This is a genomic window from Teichococcus oryzae, from assembly GCF_008386565.1.
GTDB lineage: Bacteria > Pseudomonadota > Alphaproteobacteria > Acetobacterales > Acetobacteraceae > Pseudoroseomonas > Pseudoroseomonas oryzae.
Genome location: NZ_VUKA01000011.1, coordinates 55,303 through 71,924, shown reverse-complemented (window position 1 = coordinate 71,924; position 16,622 = coordinate 55,303). Strand labels below are relative to the sequence as shown.

General features: G+C 68.1%; 11 protein-coding genes. 3 read left to right on the top strand and 8 right to left on the bottom strand.

Features of this window, described 5'->3' with window-relative positions:
* Positions 1-61 precede the first annotated feature (61 nt).
* Positions 62-3,610: an indolepyruvate ferredoxin oxidoreductase family protein gene (locus F0Q34_RS16740; RefSeq protein ID WP_149813418.1), complete on the top strand. Its 3,549-nt coding sequence runs from the start codon at positions 62-64 to the stop codon at positions 3,608-3,610.
* A 70-nt stretch (positions 3,611-3,680) separates the two neighbouring features.
* On the opposite strand, the gene F0Q34_RS16735 is transcribed toward F0Q34_RS16740, so the two are convergent.
* Entirely contained in the window at positions 3,681-5,180 is a 1,500-nt protein-coding gene (locus F0Q34_RS16735; RefSeq protein WP_149813388.1) for a serine hydrolase domain-containing protein, read from the bottom strand.
* Between the two features lie 146 nt (positions 5,181-5,326).
* Between F0Q34_RS16735 and zwf the strand changes: the two genes are divergently transcribed.
* Positions 5,327-6,802, top strand: coding sequence for a glucose-6-phosphate dehydrogenase (zwf, locus tag F0Q34_RS16730; RefSeq protein ID WP_149813387.1), 1,476 nt, complete (start codon positions 5,327-5,329; stop codon positions 6,800-6,802).
* A 4-nt stretch (positions 6,803-6,806) separates the two neighbouring features.
* Here zwf and eutC read toward each other — a convergent pair whose 3' ends face one another.
* Positions 6,807-7,619 (bottom strand): ethanolamine ammonia-lyase subunit EutC, encoded by an 813-nt coding sequence (gene eutC, locus F0Q34_RS16725; RefSeq protein ID WP_149813386.1) that lies wholly within the window; start codon positions 7,617-7,619, stop codon positions 6,807-6,809.
* Positions 7,603-9,009: an ethanolamine ammonia-lyase subunit EutB gene (locus F0Q34_RS16720; protein ID WP_149813385.1), complete on the bottom strand. Its 1,407-nt coding sequence runs from the start codon at positions 9,007-9,009 to the stop codon at positions 7,603-7,605. Before F0Q34_RS16720 ends, eutC begins: the two co-directional genes overlap by 17 nt.
* A 123-nt stretch (positions 9,010-9,132) precedes the next feature.
* Between F0Q34_RS16720 and F0Q34_RS16715 the strand changes: the two genes are divergently transcribed.
* Positions 9,133-9,822: a fumarylacetoacetate hydrolase family protein gene (locus tag F0Q34_RS16715; protein WP_149813384.1), complete on the top strand. Its 690-nt coding sequence runs from the start codon at positions 9,133-9,135 to the stop codon at positions 9,820-9,822.
* Positions 9,823-9,864: 42 nt separating this feature from the next.
* On the opposite strand, the gene F0Q34_RS16710 is transcribed toward F0Q34_RS16715, so the two are convergent.
* The 5 genes from F0Q34_RS16710 to F0Q34_RS16690 all read right to left on the bottom strand — a co-directional run bounded on the left by F0Q34_RS16710 (position 9,865) and on the right by F0Q34_RS16690 (position 16,585).
* A complete protein-coding gene (locus F0Q34_RS16710; protein ID WP_149813383.1) occupies positions 9,865-11,169 on the bottom strand; it encodes a TRAP transporter large permease in 1,305 nt (434 codons plus the stop codon).
* Positions 11,166-11,750: a TRAP transporter small permease gene (locus F0Q34_RS16705; RefSeq protein WP_161600918.1), complete on the bottom strand. Its 585-nt coding sequence runs from the start codon at positions 11,748-11,750 to the stop codon at positions 11,166-11,168. Before F0Q34_RS16705 ends, F0Q34_RS16710 begins: the two co-directional genes overlap by 4 nt.
* Position 11,751: 1 nt before the next feature.
* A complete protein-coding gene (locus F0Q34_RS16700; RefSeq protein WP_149813381.1) occupies positions 11,752-12,750 on the bottom strand; it encodes a TRAP transporter substrate-binding protein in 999 nt (332 codons plus the stop codon).
* A 68-nt stretch (positions 12,751-12,818) separates the two neighbouring features.
* Positions 12,819-14,501 (bottom strand): hydantoinase B/oxoprolinase family protein, encoded by a 1,683-nt coding sequence (locus F0Q34_RS16695; protein WP_241665542.1) that lies wholly within the window; start codon positions 14,499-14,501, stop codon positions 12,819-12,821.
* Complete coding sequence (locus F0Q34_RS16690) at positions 14,498-16,585, bottom strand: hydantoinase/oxoprolinase family protein (protein ID WP_149813380.1); 2,088 nt, start codon at positions 16,583-16,585, stop codon at positions 14,498-14,500. The genes F0Q34_RS16695 and F0Q34_RS16690 overlap by 4 nt, the downstream gene beginning before the upstream one ends.
* Positions 16,586-16,622: the final 37 nt, after the last annotated feature.

Sequence of the window (16,622 nt, the reverse complement as noted above, 5' to 3'; positions counted from 1 at the left end):
GGCCGTTCTGGCTCCGGTCGCTGCTGATCCCGCAAGCCTGCAGGAGATGATCGTGGCGGACATGTCCCGGCTTCCCCCCTCCGCAGAATTTCATTTCGACGGCGCGCCCAGCTTCCTGTCCGGCATCCAGGCGCTGGTGCGGCTTCCGATGTTGCAGCAAATCCGCGACGCGGCCGCCGGGCTGAACACTGCCGGCTTCATCTCCGGCTATCGCGGCTCGCCTTTGGGTGGCTTCGACCAGGCCTTGTGGAAGGCGCGCGAGGAGCTGGCCTCCCACCGCATCCACTTCCAGCCGGGCCTGAACGAGGAACTGGCCGCAACGGCCGTGTGGGGCACGCAGCAGGTCAACCTGTTCCCCCGCGCGCGGCATGATGGTGTCTTCGCCCTCTGGTACGGCAAGGGCCCCGGCGCGGATCGCAGCGTCGATGTGTTCAAGCATGCGAATGCCGCCGGCACGTCGCGGCATGGCGGCGTGCTCGCCATTGTCGGGGATGATCACGGCGCCAAATCTTCCTCGCTGCCGCATCAAAGCGATCATGTCTTCGCCGCTTCGATGATCCCGGTGCTGAACCCCTCGGGCGTGCAGGAGTTCATCGATTTCGGACTGCATGGCTGGGCGATGTCGCGCTTCTCCGGCTGCTGGATTGGTATCCGGGCCATCGCGGACACGGTGGAAACCTCCTCCGCCGTGGTGCTGGACCCGCATCGCATCGAGAGCCGGCTTCCCGCGGATTTCATCATGCCGCCGGATGGGCTGTCGATCCGCTGGCCGGACCCGCCCCTGGCGCAGGAAAGGCGCCTGCAGCAGTTCAAGGTCTATGCCGCCATGGCGTATGCGCACGCCAACGGCCTGAACCGGATCGTGCTGGACAGCGACAAGGCGCGCCTCGGCATCATCACCACGGGCAAGTCTTACCTGGACCTGCGCCAGGCGCTTGCCTCCCTGGGCATTGACGAGGCCAAGGCACACCGGATCGGGCTCCGCATCTTCAAGGTGGGCATGACCTGGCCCCTGGACGCGGAAGGCGTCCGGCATTTCGCCGAGGGGCTGGAAGAAATCCTGGTGGTCGAGGAAAAGCGCCAGGTCATCGAGTATCAGCTGAAGGAGCAGCTCTACAACTGGCGCGAGGACGTTCGGCCACGCGTCACCGGCAAATATGACGAAACCGGCGAATGGGAGCTTCGGGCGCATCACTGGCAATTGCCGGCCGCCGGGGAGCTGACCCCGGCCATGATCGCCCGCGTGCTGGCCCGACGCATCCGGCGTTTCCACCAGGACCCGCAGATCGATGAACGGCTTGCCTTCCTGGACGCACGCGAGGCCGCGGCGGCGCCCACCCTGCCGGGCCTGATGCTGCGCGTGCCGCATTACTGTTCCGGCTGCCCGCACAACACGTCCACGCGGGTGCCCGAGGGCAGCCGTGCCCTGGCCGGAATCGGCTGCCACTACATGGCCCTGTGGCTGAACCCGGAGCAGACCCAGACCTTCAGCCAGATGGGCGGGGAGGGGGTGGCCTGGATCGGCCAGGCACCCTTCACCGACACGCCGCATGTCTTCGCCAATCTTGGCGACGGCACCTATTCGCATTCCGGCATCCTGGCCATCCGCCAGGCCGTGGCCGCCGGGGTGCCGATCACCTACAAGATCCTGTTCAACGACGCTGTGGCGATGACCGGCGGCCAGCCCGTGGAAGGCACGCTCACCGTGCTGCAAATCGTCCGGCAGGTTCTGGCGGAAGGGGTGGAGCGCGTGGTGGTGGTGGCGGACGATCCCGCCCGCCATGCTTCCACGGCCTTTCCGTCCGGCGTGGCGCTGCGGCACCGCCGGGAGCTGGATGCGGTGCAGCGGGAGCTGCGCGAGATCGGCGGCGTCACCGTCCTGGTTTACGACCAGACCTGCGCCGCCGAGAAACGGCGCCGCCGGAAGCGGGGTTTGATGCCTGATCCGCCCCGCCGCGTGGTGATCAATGACCGGGTCTGCGAAGGCTGCGGCGATTGCAGCGACAAATCCAACTGCATGTCCGTGGTGCCGCTGGAAACCGAGTTCGGGCGCAAGCGCGCCATCGACCAGTCATCCTGCAACAAGGATTTCTCCTGCCTGGAAGGCTTCTGTCCCAGCTTCGTCACCGTTGAAGGCGGCAGCCTGCGCAAAAGCGTTGCGGCCACGATGTTTCCGGCGGATGCCGATGCACTGCCGGAGCCACCCCGGCCCAGCACCGCCAGCCCCTATGGCATCCTCGTCACCGGCGTGGGCGGCACCGGCGTGGTGACGATCGGCGCCCTGCTCGGCACGGCGGCCACGCTGGAAGGGAAAGGGGCGCTGGTGCTGGACATGGCCGGGCTGGCGCAGAAGGGAGGGCCTGTCTGGTCGCATGTGCGGATCGCCGATCGGCAGGACATGCTGCATGCCTCGCGCATCGCCACGGGCGAGGCGAATCTGCTTCTTGCCTGCGACATGGTGGTGGCCGCCGCAGAGGACAGCCTGTCGAAGCTGAACCTCGGAACATCCCGGGCTGTGGTGAACAGCGACGTCGCCGTCACCAGCGACGTGGTGCGTGCCCTGGCGGCGCAGGCGCGCAGTGGGGATATCGGGCATTCCCCGGATCCTTCCGTTCCCGTGCCGGCCATGGCGGCACGCATCGCGAAGGCGGTGGGGGCGGAGGGCATCAGCCTGGTGGAAGCCAGCCGGCTGGCCACGGCCCTGCTCGGCGACTCCATCGCCACCAATCTGTTCATGGTGGGCTATGCAAGCCAGAAGGGCTGGCTGCCTGTTGCGCCCCGCTCGATCCTGCAGGCCATCGAGATGAACGGGGCCGCGGTGCGCATGAACCAGGACGCGTTCTACTGGGGCCGCAAGGCGGCGCTGGACCTGGCCTCGGTGGAACAGGCCGCCGCTCCGGCGCAGCCGCGGCCGCCACACCACCGGCTTTCGACCTCCCTGGACGAGACCGTCGCGCGGCGGGTCGAGGAGCTGACAGCCTATCAGAACCGCCGCTACGCCGAGCGCTATGCCAGCCTTCTGCGCCGCATCCAGGAGGCGGAGCTCCGTCAGGTGCCGCAACAATCGGCGCTGACCGAGGCGGTCGCACACGGCTATTACAAGCTGCTGGCCGTCAAGGACGAGTACGAGGTGGCGCGCCTATTCTGTGAAACCGGCTTCCTGGACCGCCTTTCGGCCCAGTTCGAGGGCGATTACCGGCTGGTGCTGCATCTGGCGCCGCCACTCTGGGCGAAGGCCGGGCCTGGCAGGGATGCGCCCCGCAAGCGTCCCTATGGGCCATGGGCGTTGCGGGCCATGGCGGTTCTGGCGAAGCTGCGGCCGCTTCGCGGAACGGTCCTGGACCCCTTCCGCTTCAGCGAGGACCGCCGCCTCGACCGGGCCCTGCTGGCCGAATACGAGACGGCGCTCGAGGAAGTCGCGACAGGGCTGACGCCGGCCAACCATGCCGTGGCGGTGGAGATCGCCCGGCTGCCGGACCATGTTCGCGGCTACGGCCCCATCCGCCAGCGCCATGCGCGCCATGCCAGACGCAGAGGCGAGAGTCTGTTGGCGGCGTTCCGGAAGGGAGAGGCTGCCGAACCGGCTTCGCGCATGGTGGAACTGTCCTGACGAGCCACACCGAAGGGAGCCATCGCCACCGGAATACTTTTCGTATAAGTATTATTATGTAAAATATTTGTCATGCACGTTGGAACCGCAGCATCCGACTGCGCTGTGAAACCAGCACCAGCGAGTTGGGCTGTTCCAGCCAGATCGCGAAGCGGTAGGCACCCGGCGGGTTCGGGCGCTCGGCCAGGGCCTTCCCGGGGCCCAGTGAACGCAGGGCGAGGCGCCGCGATGACACGCCCGGCAGATGCAGTTCCGGGCCATTCTCCCCGGATTTGATGTCAAGCCTTGCCATGTCTCCGAAGGCATGGCCCGTCCAGCTTCCCAGAAGCCTGCCATCCAGCGGAGCATCGGCGGCAACCGGCTCCAGCCGTGCGTGGCGGTGACCGAGGCGCCCTTCCAGCCCACCGGCCTCCACCCGCAGCCGGAATGGCAGATGCGGTTGCAGGCCCTGCACTGTGCCGTCCGGCGCGGCATGCAGCGGCTCCGGCGCCCCGAGCAGCTGAAGGGCATCCCCTGATGATTCAACCCAGAACGGTCCATCCTCCTCGGCGAAAACCCCGATGGGAAGCCGCCCGGCGGAGGGCAGGTCAAGGCCAGCCAAGGCCGCCATCACCTCCAGGCTCATCCGGTAGGCGCCAGTGTCTTCCCGGTTGCTGAGCACGATCACTCCGGCTCCGGCGCCAGGGAGCATCAGGATGTGGTCCTTGTAGCCTGGCAAGGAGCCGCCATGCCCCCATAGCGGAGGCCCAGGCAGCGGCGCGCGTGACAGGCCAAGGCCATAGCCGGTTTCGGTGCCGTCCCGCAGCCGGCCCTGGCAGGCCAGCGCTTCCCAAAGCCGTGCCGTTCCACCCTCGCCCGCCATCAGGCGCAGCGCCCAGCGCATCAGCGTGTCGGCGGAACAAGCAAGGCCACCGGAGGCCGAGAAGTTCAGCCCGTAGCGGCCACGCCGCCATCCCCGTGCGGGATCGCGCCAGTAACCCGTTGCAAGCCCGGGCACCGGCTCGGCTTCATCCTCGGGATAGGCAAATCCATGCTCCGGGAAATGCCGGGACAGCAGGTCGGGAAACGGCGCCTGCAAGGCGGATTCCGCGAGGCGGTAGCCGGTATTGGAATAAGCAATGCTGCTCCCCGGGGCGAAGTTGAGGCCCGGCAGGCTCCGTGCCAGATCCAGCAGCGTCGGACGGTCCAGGGATGCGCTGCCTGGTATCCCGATCAGGCCAAAGCTTTCACCCAGATCCGGCAGGCCGCCGGTCATGTCGAGCGCCCGCCGCATCGGCACCGCGGCGATGGGCGGGGCCAGTCCAGGAACCAGCGCGCCGAGCGGGGCCCGCAGATCCATCCCCTCCCGCAGCACCGCCGCGCAGAACACATGCTTGGTGATCGATGCAAGGCGTGTCGGGGTCGCTGTGGTGAAGGGCAGCCGATGCTCCAGGCTTGCCAGGCCGGCGGCATGGGCGAAGCGCGGGCCGCGCCGGTCGAAGCCCAGCACCACGCCGCCCGGCTCTCCGGCGTTCCAGCCGGCGACGAGGTCCGCCGCCTTCTCCGCCGCCTGTTGCCACGAAAGCTTCATCCTGGACCCGCCCTTGCCGCCGCCGCGGCCGAAGCGCCGCCCTTCCGCAGCACCGCATCCCGCCGCCGCTGTCAACCAGGCGCTCCGTTTGGAGGGGGCGGGGCGCCCGCGCTATGGTCCCGCCTCCGCGAGACAGGAGCGCCAGAATGGCCCGGATCCTCCCCGTAGCTTCCTTTGACGGCGTGGTGTTCGGCGCGACCGGCGACCTGACCATGCGGAAATTGCTGCCTGCCCTGTATCACCGCTTCCGGGACCGGCAGTTCCCCGCCAGCAGCCGCATCATCGCGGCGGCACGGACCGAACTGGACAGCGATGCCTTCCGCAGCCGCGCCGAGGCGGCGCTGCGCCAGCATGTGGACCCCGCCAGCCTGGACGGGGAATTGCTGCAGGACTTCCTGGGCCTGGTCCAGTACCAGACGGTGGACGCGCTCGGGCCCCAGGGCTGGCCGGAGCTGGTGGCAACCCTGCGGGAGCGGCCGGACCAGGTGCAGGCTTTCTATCTCGCCACATCGCCGGATCTGTACGGGCCCATCTGCCACAGGCTGGCGGAGCATGGCGGCTTGAACGCGCTGTCCCGCGTGGTCCTGGAAAAGCCGATCGGCCGCGACCTCGCCTCCGCGCGGGCCATCAACAATGCGGTCGGCGAGGTGCTGCCTGAACGGCAGATCTTCCGCATCGATCACTATCTCGGCAAGGAAACGGTGCAGAACCTGATGGCGCTGCGCTTCGCCAATCCGATTTTCGAGCGGTTGTGGCACGCGGACATCATCGACCATGTGCAGATCACCGTGGCCGAGACCGTCGGCGTCGAGGGCCGCGGCGGCTATTATGACCGGTCCGGCGCGCTGCGGGACATGGTGCAGAACCACATGCTGCAGCTCCTCTGCCTGCTGGCCATGGAAAGCCCGATCTCGCTCGACACGGATGCGGTGCGCGACGAGAAGCTGAAGGTCCTGCGGGCCCTGCAAAGGGTCGAGCCGCATGAGGTGAACGCTTGCACCGTGCGCGGCCAGTATGCCGCCGGCGTGGCGGAAGGGCGTCCGGTCGCTAGCTACCTGACCGATCTGGGTGCGCCGGAAAGCCTGACCGAAACCTTTGTTGCGCTGAAGATGCAGGTCAATTCCTGGCGCTGGGCGGGGGTTCCCTTCTATCTGCGCACCGGCAAGCGGCTGCCGCGCAAGATGAGCGAGATCGTGGTGCAGTTCCGCACCCCGCCCTTTTCCATCTTCCCGCGCGACCAGCACGACCTGCAGCCGAACCGCCTGTTGATCCGCCTGCAGCCGGCCGAGGGCATGCGGCTGGAGATGATGACCAAGGAGCCCGGCCCGGGTGGATTGCATCTCCGGCCAACCGGCCTCGACATCTCCTTCGAGAAGGCCTTCGGCCAGCGCTACCCGGACGCCTATGAACGCCTCCTCATGGATGTGGTGCGCGGCAACACCACCCTGTTCATGCGCCGCGACGAGGTGGAGGCCGCCTGGAACTGGGTGGAGCCGATCCTGCAGGGCTGGAGCGAGCGGCGCGACGCCCCTCGCCCTTATCTGGCCGGCAGCTGGGGCCCGACCGCCGCCATCGCCATGATCGAGCGCGACGGCCGCACCTGGTACGAAAGCTTCGATTGAAGGGTCAGCCCTCGATCACCGGCGGCGCCGGGGAAGGCAGGGCCGGCTGGTCATCCTTCAAGCCAGTCCCGGTGAGGCGCAGCCGCAGCGCCTCCGTCATCAGCCAGGCGAGCTTTTCCGCCGCCTGTTCCGGCGGTAGGCCGCCGGAACGATGAATGTTGGAGATGCAGTTGCGTTCCGCATCCCGCCGTCCGCGGCGTGGCGCATGGGTGAGGTAGACGCCCAGGCTATCGGCCACGGACAGGCCGGGCCGCTCCCCGATCAGCACGGCGCACAGGCTGGCGCCCAGCGCCTCGCCGATCTCGTCGCCCAGCGCGACCCGCGCCTGGGTGGCGATCACCACCGGAGCGATGCGCCAGCCCGGCAGCCGCCGCAATGTCGCGCGCAGCAGCGAGGCTGCATGGCGCTGCACCGCTGTGGCCGACAGCCCGTCGGCGAGCACGAACACGGCATCCCACATGCCAGGTGGCAGTTCCGCCCGGCAGTCAGGGTGCAGCCTGCGGCCCAGATCCGGGCGGCGCAGATAGGTGGCGCGGTCCGGCGCCTGGCTTCGGACGCGGCAAAGCGGCAAGCCTGCCAGATCGGCACGCAGCGCTTCCAAATCGAGAGGCGCGTGGACGGCATCGCGGGCCCGCGCATGCGCCAGCTGGAAATCCAGCACGGCGCCAAGGGGCGGCGCATCGCCGGTGCGGCCGAGGCCGATGCGCGCGGGGGTGAAACGGCGCAGGGACGCCCAAGGGTCCAAGAGCGGGTCGATGGAACGACCTCCGGCCGCGGGCTTCGCGTCAGTGTTCTGCGCGTCAGTGTTCACCGGCATCGCTCCCTTCCGCCAGGAGACGCCGCATCGTGGCATGCTGCGGAGCCAGCGCGCGGACCCGCCCCTGCCGGTCGGTCATCTCCATGCGTTCGAGCCATTCCTCGAATTCCGGCGCGGCCCGGAGGCCGAGGGTGGAGCGGAGATACAGCGCATCGTGGAAGGCGCCGCTCTGGTAGCCGAGCATCACGTCATCGGCGCCCGGCACGGTGATGATGAAGTTCACCCCGGCAACGCCCAGCAGGGTGAACAGCGTGTCCATGTCGTCCTGGTCCGCCTCCGCATGGTTGGTGTAGCAGACATCGACCCCCATCGGCACGCCGAGCAGCTTGGCGCAGAAATGGTCTTCCAGCCCGGCGCGGATGATCTGCTTGCCGTCATACAGGTATTCCGGCCCGATGAAGCCGACTACCGTGTTCACCAGCAGCGGCCGGAAGGCACGCGCCACGGCATAGGCGCGCGCCTCCACGGTCTGCTGGTCGATGCCGTGATGCGCATCCGCGGAAAGCGCGGCGCCCTGCCCCGTCTCGAAATACATCACATTGTCGCCGACCGTCCCCCGCCCAAGGGACAGCGCCGCCTCCTGCGCCTCGCGCAGCACGGAGAGGCTGACGCCGAAGCCGGCATTGGCGGCCTCCGTCCCGGCGATGGACTGGAAGACAAGGTCCACCGGCGCCCCGCGCTCGATCATGCGGATGGTGTTGGTCACATGCGCCAGCACACAGCTCTGGGCGGGAATGCCATGCCGCGCGCGCAGCCCATCCAGCATGTCCAGCAGCGCCATGCCATTGGCCACGCTGTCGGTCGCGGGATTGACCCCGATCACCGCATCCCCGGCCCCGTGCAGCAGGCCGTCCAGGGTGGCGGCGGCGATGCCGCGCAGATCATCGGCCGGATGGTTCGGCTGCAGGCGGGTGGAAAGCCGCCCCGGCAGGCCGATGGTGGAGCGGAAGCCGGTCACCACCCGGCAGCGCCGCGCAACCGAGATGAGGTCCTGGTTGCGCATCAGCTTGGAAATGGCGGCCACCATCTCTGGCGTCAGGCCAGGGGCGATGGCCGCCAGGGCGCCCGGCGTGGCGTCATAGGACAGGAGCCAGTCGCGGAAGCCGCCGACCGTCAGGTGGCGGAGCGGCGCGAAGGCGGCGGCGTCATGCGTGTCCTGGATCAGCCGCGTCACCTCGTCCGCTTCATAGGGAATGAGCGGCTCCTCCAGGAAGCGGGTGAGCGGCAGGTCGGCCAGCACGGCGCGCGCCGCCACGCGTTGCGCGTCGCTTTCCGCCGCCAGCCCGGCCAGTTCATCCCCGGAACGGCGGGGGGAGGCCTTGGCGAGCACCTCGCGCAGATCCGCGAAGCGATGGCGCTCGCCCTGGAAGTCGCTGTGGTACCGGCCCATGCCCAGCCTCCTGCCTTCCCGCGCCCTGGCCACCACGGCGCTTGACGGGTTCCTGCCCCCCTCCTACCCATTCCGGCGAACCATAACCGGCCCCGCCCGCGGGCCTGGGGGAGAGCGATCCGCATGCAGTATGTCATCGAGGCGCCGGAGCCGGCCACCGTGCCCGTGGAAGGGGAGGCTGGCGTTTTTCCCGTTCGCCGCATCTGGTGCGTCGGCCGCAACTATGCCGAACACGCCCGGGAAATGGGCCATGACCCGGATCGGGAGCCGCCCTTCTTCTTCGCCAAGCCGGCGACAGCCGTGGTGCCGGGCGGCGGCACCCTGCCCTTCCCCGTGCAGACGCAGGACCTGCATCACGAGATCGAGCTGGTGGTGGCGATCGGCAAGGGCGGCAAGGACATCGCCGAATCCGAGGCGCTGAACCATGTCTATGGCTATGCCATCGGCCTCGACATGACGCGGCGGGACATCCAGGCGGTGGCCAAGAAGATGGGCCGGCCCTGGGAGTTGTCGAAGGGCTTCGACCAGTCCGCGCCGATCAGCGCCATCGTGCCCGCGGCCAGGATCGGCCACCCGACCAAGGGCAAGATCGAGGTTTCGGTGAACGGCAAGGTGCAGCAGACCGGCGACATGAACCAGATGATCTGGTCCGTGCCGGAAAGCATCGCCTTTCTTTCCCGCTATGTGGAACTGCTGCCGGGCGACCTGATCATGACCGGCACGCCCGCCGGCGTCAGCGCCGTGAAGCCCGGCGACAGCCTGCACGGCACCTGCGAAGGCGTGGGCGAGATCCGCGTCACCTACACCGCCTGATGGAACGGGAGCGGCGGCAGGCCGCCGCTCCCCCCGGCTGGATCAGCCCAGCAGAACAGACGGCAACAGGCTGACAATGCCCGGCGCCATCACCAGCAGGAAGACGAACGCCACCATGATCAGCAGGTAGGGCAACGTCACCCGCGCGATGGTGCTGAGCGGTTCTCCCGTCAGGCCCTGGATCACGAACAGGTTGAAGCCCACCGGCGGCGTGATCTGCGCCATCTCCACCGCGATCACCAGGTAGATGCCGAACCACAGCTTGTCGAAGCCCGCCGCCAGCACCAGCGGCAGCACCACCGGCAGCGTCATGACGATCATCGAGAAGCCGTCCAGGAAGCAGCCCAGCACCAGGTAGAGCAGCGTCAGCGCCACGATCAGCATCAGCGGGGACAGGCCCCAGGAGGTGACGATTTCCGCCACCTGACGCGGCACGCCCAGGACGGCGGCGACATTGCCCAGGATCGAGGCGCCCAGGACGATCAGCCCGATCATGCCGCAGGTCTGCGCCGCGCCAAGCCCCACGGCGCGCAGGGTCGGCCAGTTCAGCTCCCCCTGCAATCCGCTGACCAGCACGGCGCCCAGCACGCCCACCGCCGCCGCCTCCGACGGCGTGGCGATGCCGGCATACATCGAGCCCAGCACGCACAGGATCAGGAACAGCGTCGGCGCCAGCTCGCGCAGCGCGGCGAGGCGCTGGCCGAAGGTCATGCCGCGCTCCTCCGCCGAGCGCGCGGGCAACAAGGCTGGATTGATGGTGCTGTGGATCATCACCCAGGCCATGAAGCAGGCCGCCAGCAGCAGGCCGGGCAGCACGCCGGCCGTGAACAGGCGCAGCACCGATTCATCGGCCAGCACGCCATAGATGATCATGACGCTGGAAGGCGGGATCAGGAAGCCCAGCGTTCCGGCGCCCGCCAGGCTGCCGATGGCGATCCGCTTGTCATAGCCGCGCGCGTTCAGCTCGTTGAGCGCGATGCGCCCGACCACCTGCGTGGTCGCCGCGGAGGAGCCGGAGATCGCCGCGAAGATGGTGCAGCCGACGACGTTGACATGCAGCAGCCGCCCCGGCAGCAGCGCCGCCCAGGGCGACAAGCCGTTGAACAGCGAGCGCGACAGCCGCGTGCGGAACAGGAACTCGCCCATCAGGATGAACAGGGGCAGGGCCACCAGCTCGGGCGTGGTCAGAATGTTGAAGGTGTACTGCGCCAGCAGCCGGTCAACCGGCAGGTTGCGGAAGGTGTAGAGCAGCACCAGCGAGGTGGCGATCAGCGCGATCCCCACCCAGGCTCCGACCGCCAGCATGCCGAACAATGCGCCGAACAAGGCGCCCATCACGCTGGTCATTCCGTGACGCTCCCGGCCTTGAGGCGTTCATCCTCGGTCGGCAGGCCCAGCATCAATCGCACCAGCCGCACCGCCATCTGCAGGGTCAGCAGGAATGCGCCGGCCGCCAGCAGCGCATCCGGGATCCATAGGGGCGTAAGGCTGCCGCTCGAGAGCTGGTCCGTGTTCCAGGCGCGCATGGTGAAGTTGAACAGCGACCATGTCAGGAAGCCGGACACCAGCAGGCCGATCAGGGTGGAGGCCGTCTCCAGCAGCAAGGTCATCCCGCGCCCGGCCCGGGCGAGCAGGATCGAGACACGCACATGCGACCCGGCGCGCAATCCGGCGGCGGCACCGAACATGAACACCGCGCCCATGAGGTATGCGCTGTATTCCCAGGCGATGGTGATCTCGCCGCCCCAATCGGGCGAGATCTTGCCCAGGATGCTGCGCCCGACCCCGGCCAGGATCAGGATCAGCAAGGTCACGAGGCAAAGGGTGGCAAAGACGCCGCTGAGGGCGGCGATGTGGTCGGAGGCCCGCAGCAGGGCGGCGGCGCCGCCCCGCTCAGTTCTGCCCGTGCTCAGGGCATGGCTGCGCAACTCAGGCCCTCCCGAGCTCGGCGAGATAGGCCTGGACGATCGGCCTGGCGGCCGGGACGCGCTTGATGAAGTCATCCTTCATGCTGGCTGTCCGCTTGCGCATCTCGGCCATGAGCGCGGGATCGACGTCCCGCACCTGCATGCCATTCTCGGTCAGCTTCTTGACGCTGTTGGTGTCGTCCATCTGCGCCACGTTCCAGAACTCGGGCTGCAGCTTCTTCGCCACGGCCTCGATCTTCTCGCGGTTGGCGGCGGACAGCTCGTTCCAGCTATCGAGATTGATGCTCACCAACTGGGAATTGTTGGTGTGGTTCGTCCGGTAGGCAACCTTCAGGAACTCCCAGAAGCGCCCATCCACCCCCGACGTGGCGGAGGTGCAGACGCCATCGATGCGTCCCGATGCCAACGCCGGCACCACCTCGCCCCATGGCATCATGGTGCCGGAAGCGCCCATCAGGTTGCACATGTCGGCGGTGTTCTTGTCGGAAGCGCGAATGCGAACGCCGCGGAGATCATCGATGGTGGAGATCGGATTCCGCAGATGCGTGTATTGCGTGGGCCAGGGCACGATGTAGAGGAACTTCTGGTTGTTCGCCTTCGCCACCCGCTCATATTCGGGCATGAGGTGCTTGTGCAGCACCTTCAGCTCGTCGAAAGAGCCAATCAGGAAGGAGATGCCCTCGATGGCCAGGGTCGGCGCGTCGCCGATCTGCTGGTTGTTGAGCACATCGGCCATCGGCACGAGCCCGTCGCGCACCGCGCGCAGCAGTTCCGGGCCCTTGAAGCCCAGCGCGCCGCCCGCATGGACGTTGATGGTGACGGCGTTGTCCGTGGCCTTGGCGACCTCGGCGGCGAAGCGCTTGGCATTCTGGGTGTGGAAATTGCCATCCGGCCAGACCGTCGCAAGGTCGAATTGCGTGGCGGCCCGCGCGGAGCGGATCAGGGCGGGGGCGGCGAGTGAGCCAAAGGCCGCCGTCATCAGGATGCGACGTGTCGTCATCGGGTTATCTCCTGTGAAACCATGGCGGCTGGGCCAGCGCGGCCCAGCCTTTCTGTTCCGATTATGGATTATTCCGCAGCCTGCGCCACGCCATACAGCCGCGTGGCGGCCTCGTCCGACACCAGCCCGTTGCGCCGGTCGGCCGCCAGCTTCGCGTCAGAGCGTGCCTGGGGATCGCCGAGGCCCCCGCCGCCGGGGGTCAGCACAACCAGCCTTTCCCCGGGGGGAATGGTTTGCAGGCCCTTCCCGCGCAACACCGCGCCCGAGGCCAGGCCGACATAGCCCGGCGCGCCATCGCTGCCGCCGTCGCGGCCGCGCGGCGGGAACTGGATGCGGTCAAAGGCCGCCAGCAACTCGAAGGGGGCATCGTCATTGTTGGCAATCTCCATGATCTGCCCCAGCCCGCCACGGCTCTGGCCCGCGCCGCCGCTGTCGGGACGGAGCTCCTTGCGCCAGAACATCAGCGGGGACTGGATCTCGGAGATCTCCACCGGCGTGCCCATGACGCCGGACGGGAAGGCGGTGGCCGAAAGCCCGTCCTGCCCCGGCCGCCCGCCGGTTCCGCCATTGGTGGTGATGGTCAGCGCGAAGACGGGATTGGCCTTGCCGGGGTTCCTGCGCTCGCCCCTGACGGTGATGTTCCAGAGGCAGGACGTGCCCTCGGCCGGCACGCGGTCGGGAAGCGCCTGGCGGAGGCAGCCAAACACCATGTCCGGCAGCATCTGCCCCAGCACATGGCGCGACGAGACCGGCGCCGGCTTCGGCGCGTTCAGCACCGATCCCAGAGGCGCCGAAACCGTCAGCGGCGCCAGGGAACCGGCATTGTTCGGGATGTCGGAGGCCACAACACAGCCCAGGCCGAACACGGTATAGGCGGTGGTGTAGGAGATCGGCACATTGATGCCGCGCCGCACCATCTCCGAGGTGCCGCTGTAGTCCACATGGATGCCGCTGTCGGAAATGGTCAGCGTGGCTTCCAGCGTCAGCGGGTGGTCATAGCCATCCACCGTCATGGCGTGGTGCCAGCTTCCCTTCGGCAGCTTCGCCACCTCGGCCAGCACCGCCGCGCGCGACTTCTCGATGATGTGCTCGGCCAGAGGATCCAGGCTGTCGATGCCGAACTCCTGCATCATCGCCGACAGGGCCTTGACGCCGACATCGTTGCAGGCGGCCAGCGAGTAGGTGTCGCCTTCGGTATCCACCGGCAGCCGGGTGTTGGCGCGGATCATCGCCATCAGCGTCTCGTTGACGCGGCCCTGGTCGATGAGCTTCAGCATCGGGATGTAGAGGCCTTCCATGTAGACGTCGGAAGCCTCGGGCCCGTTTCCCAGGCCGCCGATATCCATCAGGTGGCTGGTGCAGGAGAACAGGCCGACCAGCTTGCCCTTGTGGAAGGCGGGCGTGGTGATGACGAAGTCGTTCAGGTGGCCCGTGCCCATCCACGGATCGTTGGTGATGTAGGCGTCGCCTTCCTTCATCGTCTCGATGGGGAAGTGGCGGATGAAGTGCTTCACCGCCTCCGCCATGGAATTGACGTGGCCCGGCGTGCCGGTCACCGCCTGGGCCAGCATGCGGCCCTTCAGGTCGAAGATGCCGGCCGAGATGTCGCCGCATTCGCGCACGATCGGGCTGAAGGCGGTGCGGATCAGCACCTGCGCCTGCTCGCCGACCACGGCGATCAGGCGGTTCCACATGATCTGCAGGTCGATCAGGCCAACCTTGGGGCTGGTGTCGGTCATGTTGCTGCTCATGCCGCCTTCTGCTCCATCACGATGCAGCCGCTGCCATCGATATGGGCATCGAAGCTGCCAGAAATGTAGGTGGTTGTCTCGTCCTCGGCGATCAGCGCGGGGCCGGCGATGCGGGCGCCAGGTGGCATCGCCTCGCGGCGGTACAGCGGCACCTCGATCTTCTTCTCGGCGCGGCCGTCGAAGATCAGGCGCAAACCGGCGGGCTGTGGCGACGCGGCGGATGTCACGGGCGCCGCGGCTTCCGGATGGTGCGCATTGGTGGAAACCAGCACCGACCAGTTCAGCACCTCGATCGCCGCCGCGGGGATCGCACGGGCGAATTGCGCGGCGTATTCCGCTTCGAAGATGCGGCGCAGTTCCGCGACATCGGCCATGCCCAGTTCCTTGTTCGGCAGTTCCACGGTGATCTCGTGGCCCTGGCCGACATAGCGCATGAAGGCGGTGCGGCGCTCAAACAAAGGCGCGCCGCGCGCGCCGGGCTCCACAAGGGCGCGCGCCGCCTCGGTCATCTCCGCGAACAGGGCGGAAATCGAGGCTCCGTCGAAATCCTCGTCCAGGCGGGCGGGGCGGGACCGCACGATCTCGTAGGCGACGGGTGCGGCCAGGAATCCGACAGCCGAGCCGACGCCGGCATTGGGGGGCACCACGACGCGCGGCACCCCCACCTTCTCGGCCACGCGGGCGGCGTGCAATGGCGCCGCTCCGCCAAAGGCGATCATGGTGTGCTGCCCGATCACCGCGCCGCGCTCGGCCGCATGGACGCGGGCCGCGCTGGCCATGTTCTCGCAGACCATTTCATACACCGCATAGGCGGACATTTCCGGCGACAGGTGCAGCTTCTCGCCGATCTCGCGCCCCAGCGCGCGGAGCGACAATTCCGGCCTCAGGTCCATGCTGCCGCCCGCGAAGCCTTCCGGCTTGATCAGGCCCAGCGCCACATCGGCGTCCGTCACCGCCGGCCGCTCCCCGCCCAGCCCGTAGCAGGCAGGCCCTGGCACGGAGGACGCGCTTTCTGGCCCCACCGTGACACGTTGCAGCGCGTCAACCTGGGCGATGGAACCGCCGCCGGCGCCGATCTCGACCATTTCAATGACCGGGATACGCAGCGGCAGGCCCGAGCCTTTCAGGAAACGCGCCGTGCGGTCCACCTCGAAGAAGCGGGAGGTCGCGGGCTCGCCATTCTCGATCAGGCAGATCTTGGCCGTGGTGCCGCCCATGTCGAAGGACAGCACCTTCTGCTCGCCGGCACGCAGGGCCACCTGCGCGGCGAAGATGGCGCCGCCGGCCGGGCCGGACTCAACCAGCCGCACCGGGAATTTCTGCGCCGTCTCCAGCGAGGTCAGGCCGCCGCCCGAGGTCACCAGATAGGTCGCGCCGCGATACTGCCGTCCGCGCAGCGCGGCCGCCATGCGGCCGAGATAGCCTTCCATCTGGGGCTGCACATAGGCGTTGGCGACGGCGGTGGAGGTGCGCTCATATTCCCGCACCTCCGGGCAAACCTCGCTGGCCAGGGTGATGGACAGGTCCGGCATGGCCGCCTTCAGGATCGCGGCGGCACGCTGCTCATGGTCGGGGTTGGCGTAGCCGTGCAGGAAGGCGAAGGCGACGCTTTGCACCGCATGCTCGCGCAGCTGCGGAACCAGGGCGGCGACCGCGGCCTCGTCCAGCGGCAGGCGGACCTGGCCGGCCGCGTCCATGCGCTCGGGCACGGTGAAGCGCAACTCGCGCGGCACCAGTGGCACCGGCTTCTCCAGCGTCAGGTCATATTGGTCGTAGCGGCTTTCGGTGCCGATCTCCAGGACGTCGCGGAAGCCCTGCGTCGTGATGAGCGCCGTTTTCGCACCGCGCCGCTCGATGATGGCGTTGGTGGCCAAAGTCGTGCCATGGACGAACACATCGATATCGGAAAAGCGCAGCCCGGCATCGTCCAGCACCAGGCCAACGCCGGCGAGCACGCCTTCCTCCGGCGCGGCCGGGGTGGTCAGGACCTTGCGCGTGCGGCGCAGGCCACCGGCATCCAGCACAATATCCGTGAAAGTGCCGCCAATATCGGCCGCCAGCCGCACATCAGTCGTGGATAGCAAGTCAAGTGCTCCCTTCACCCAGGCACCGTGCCTGTGC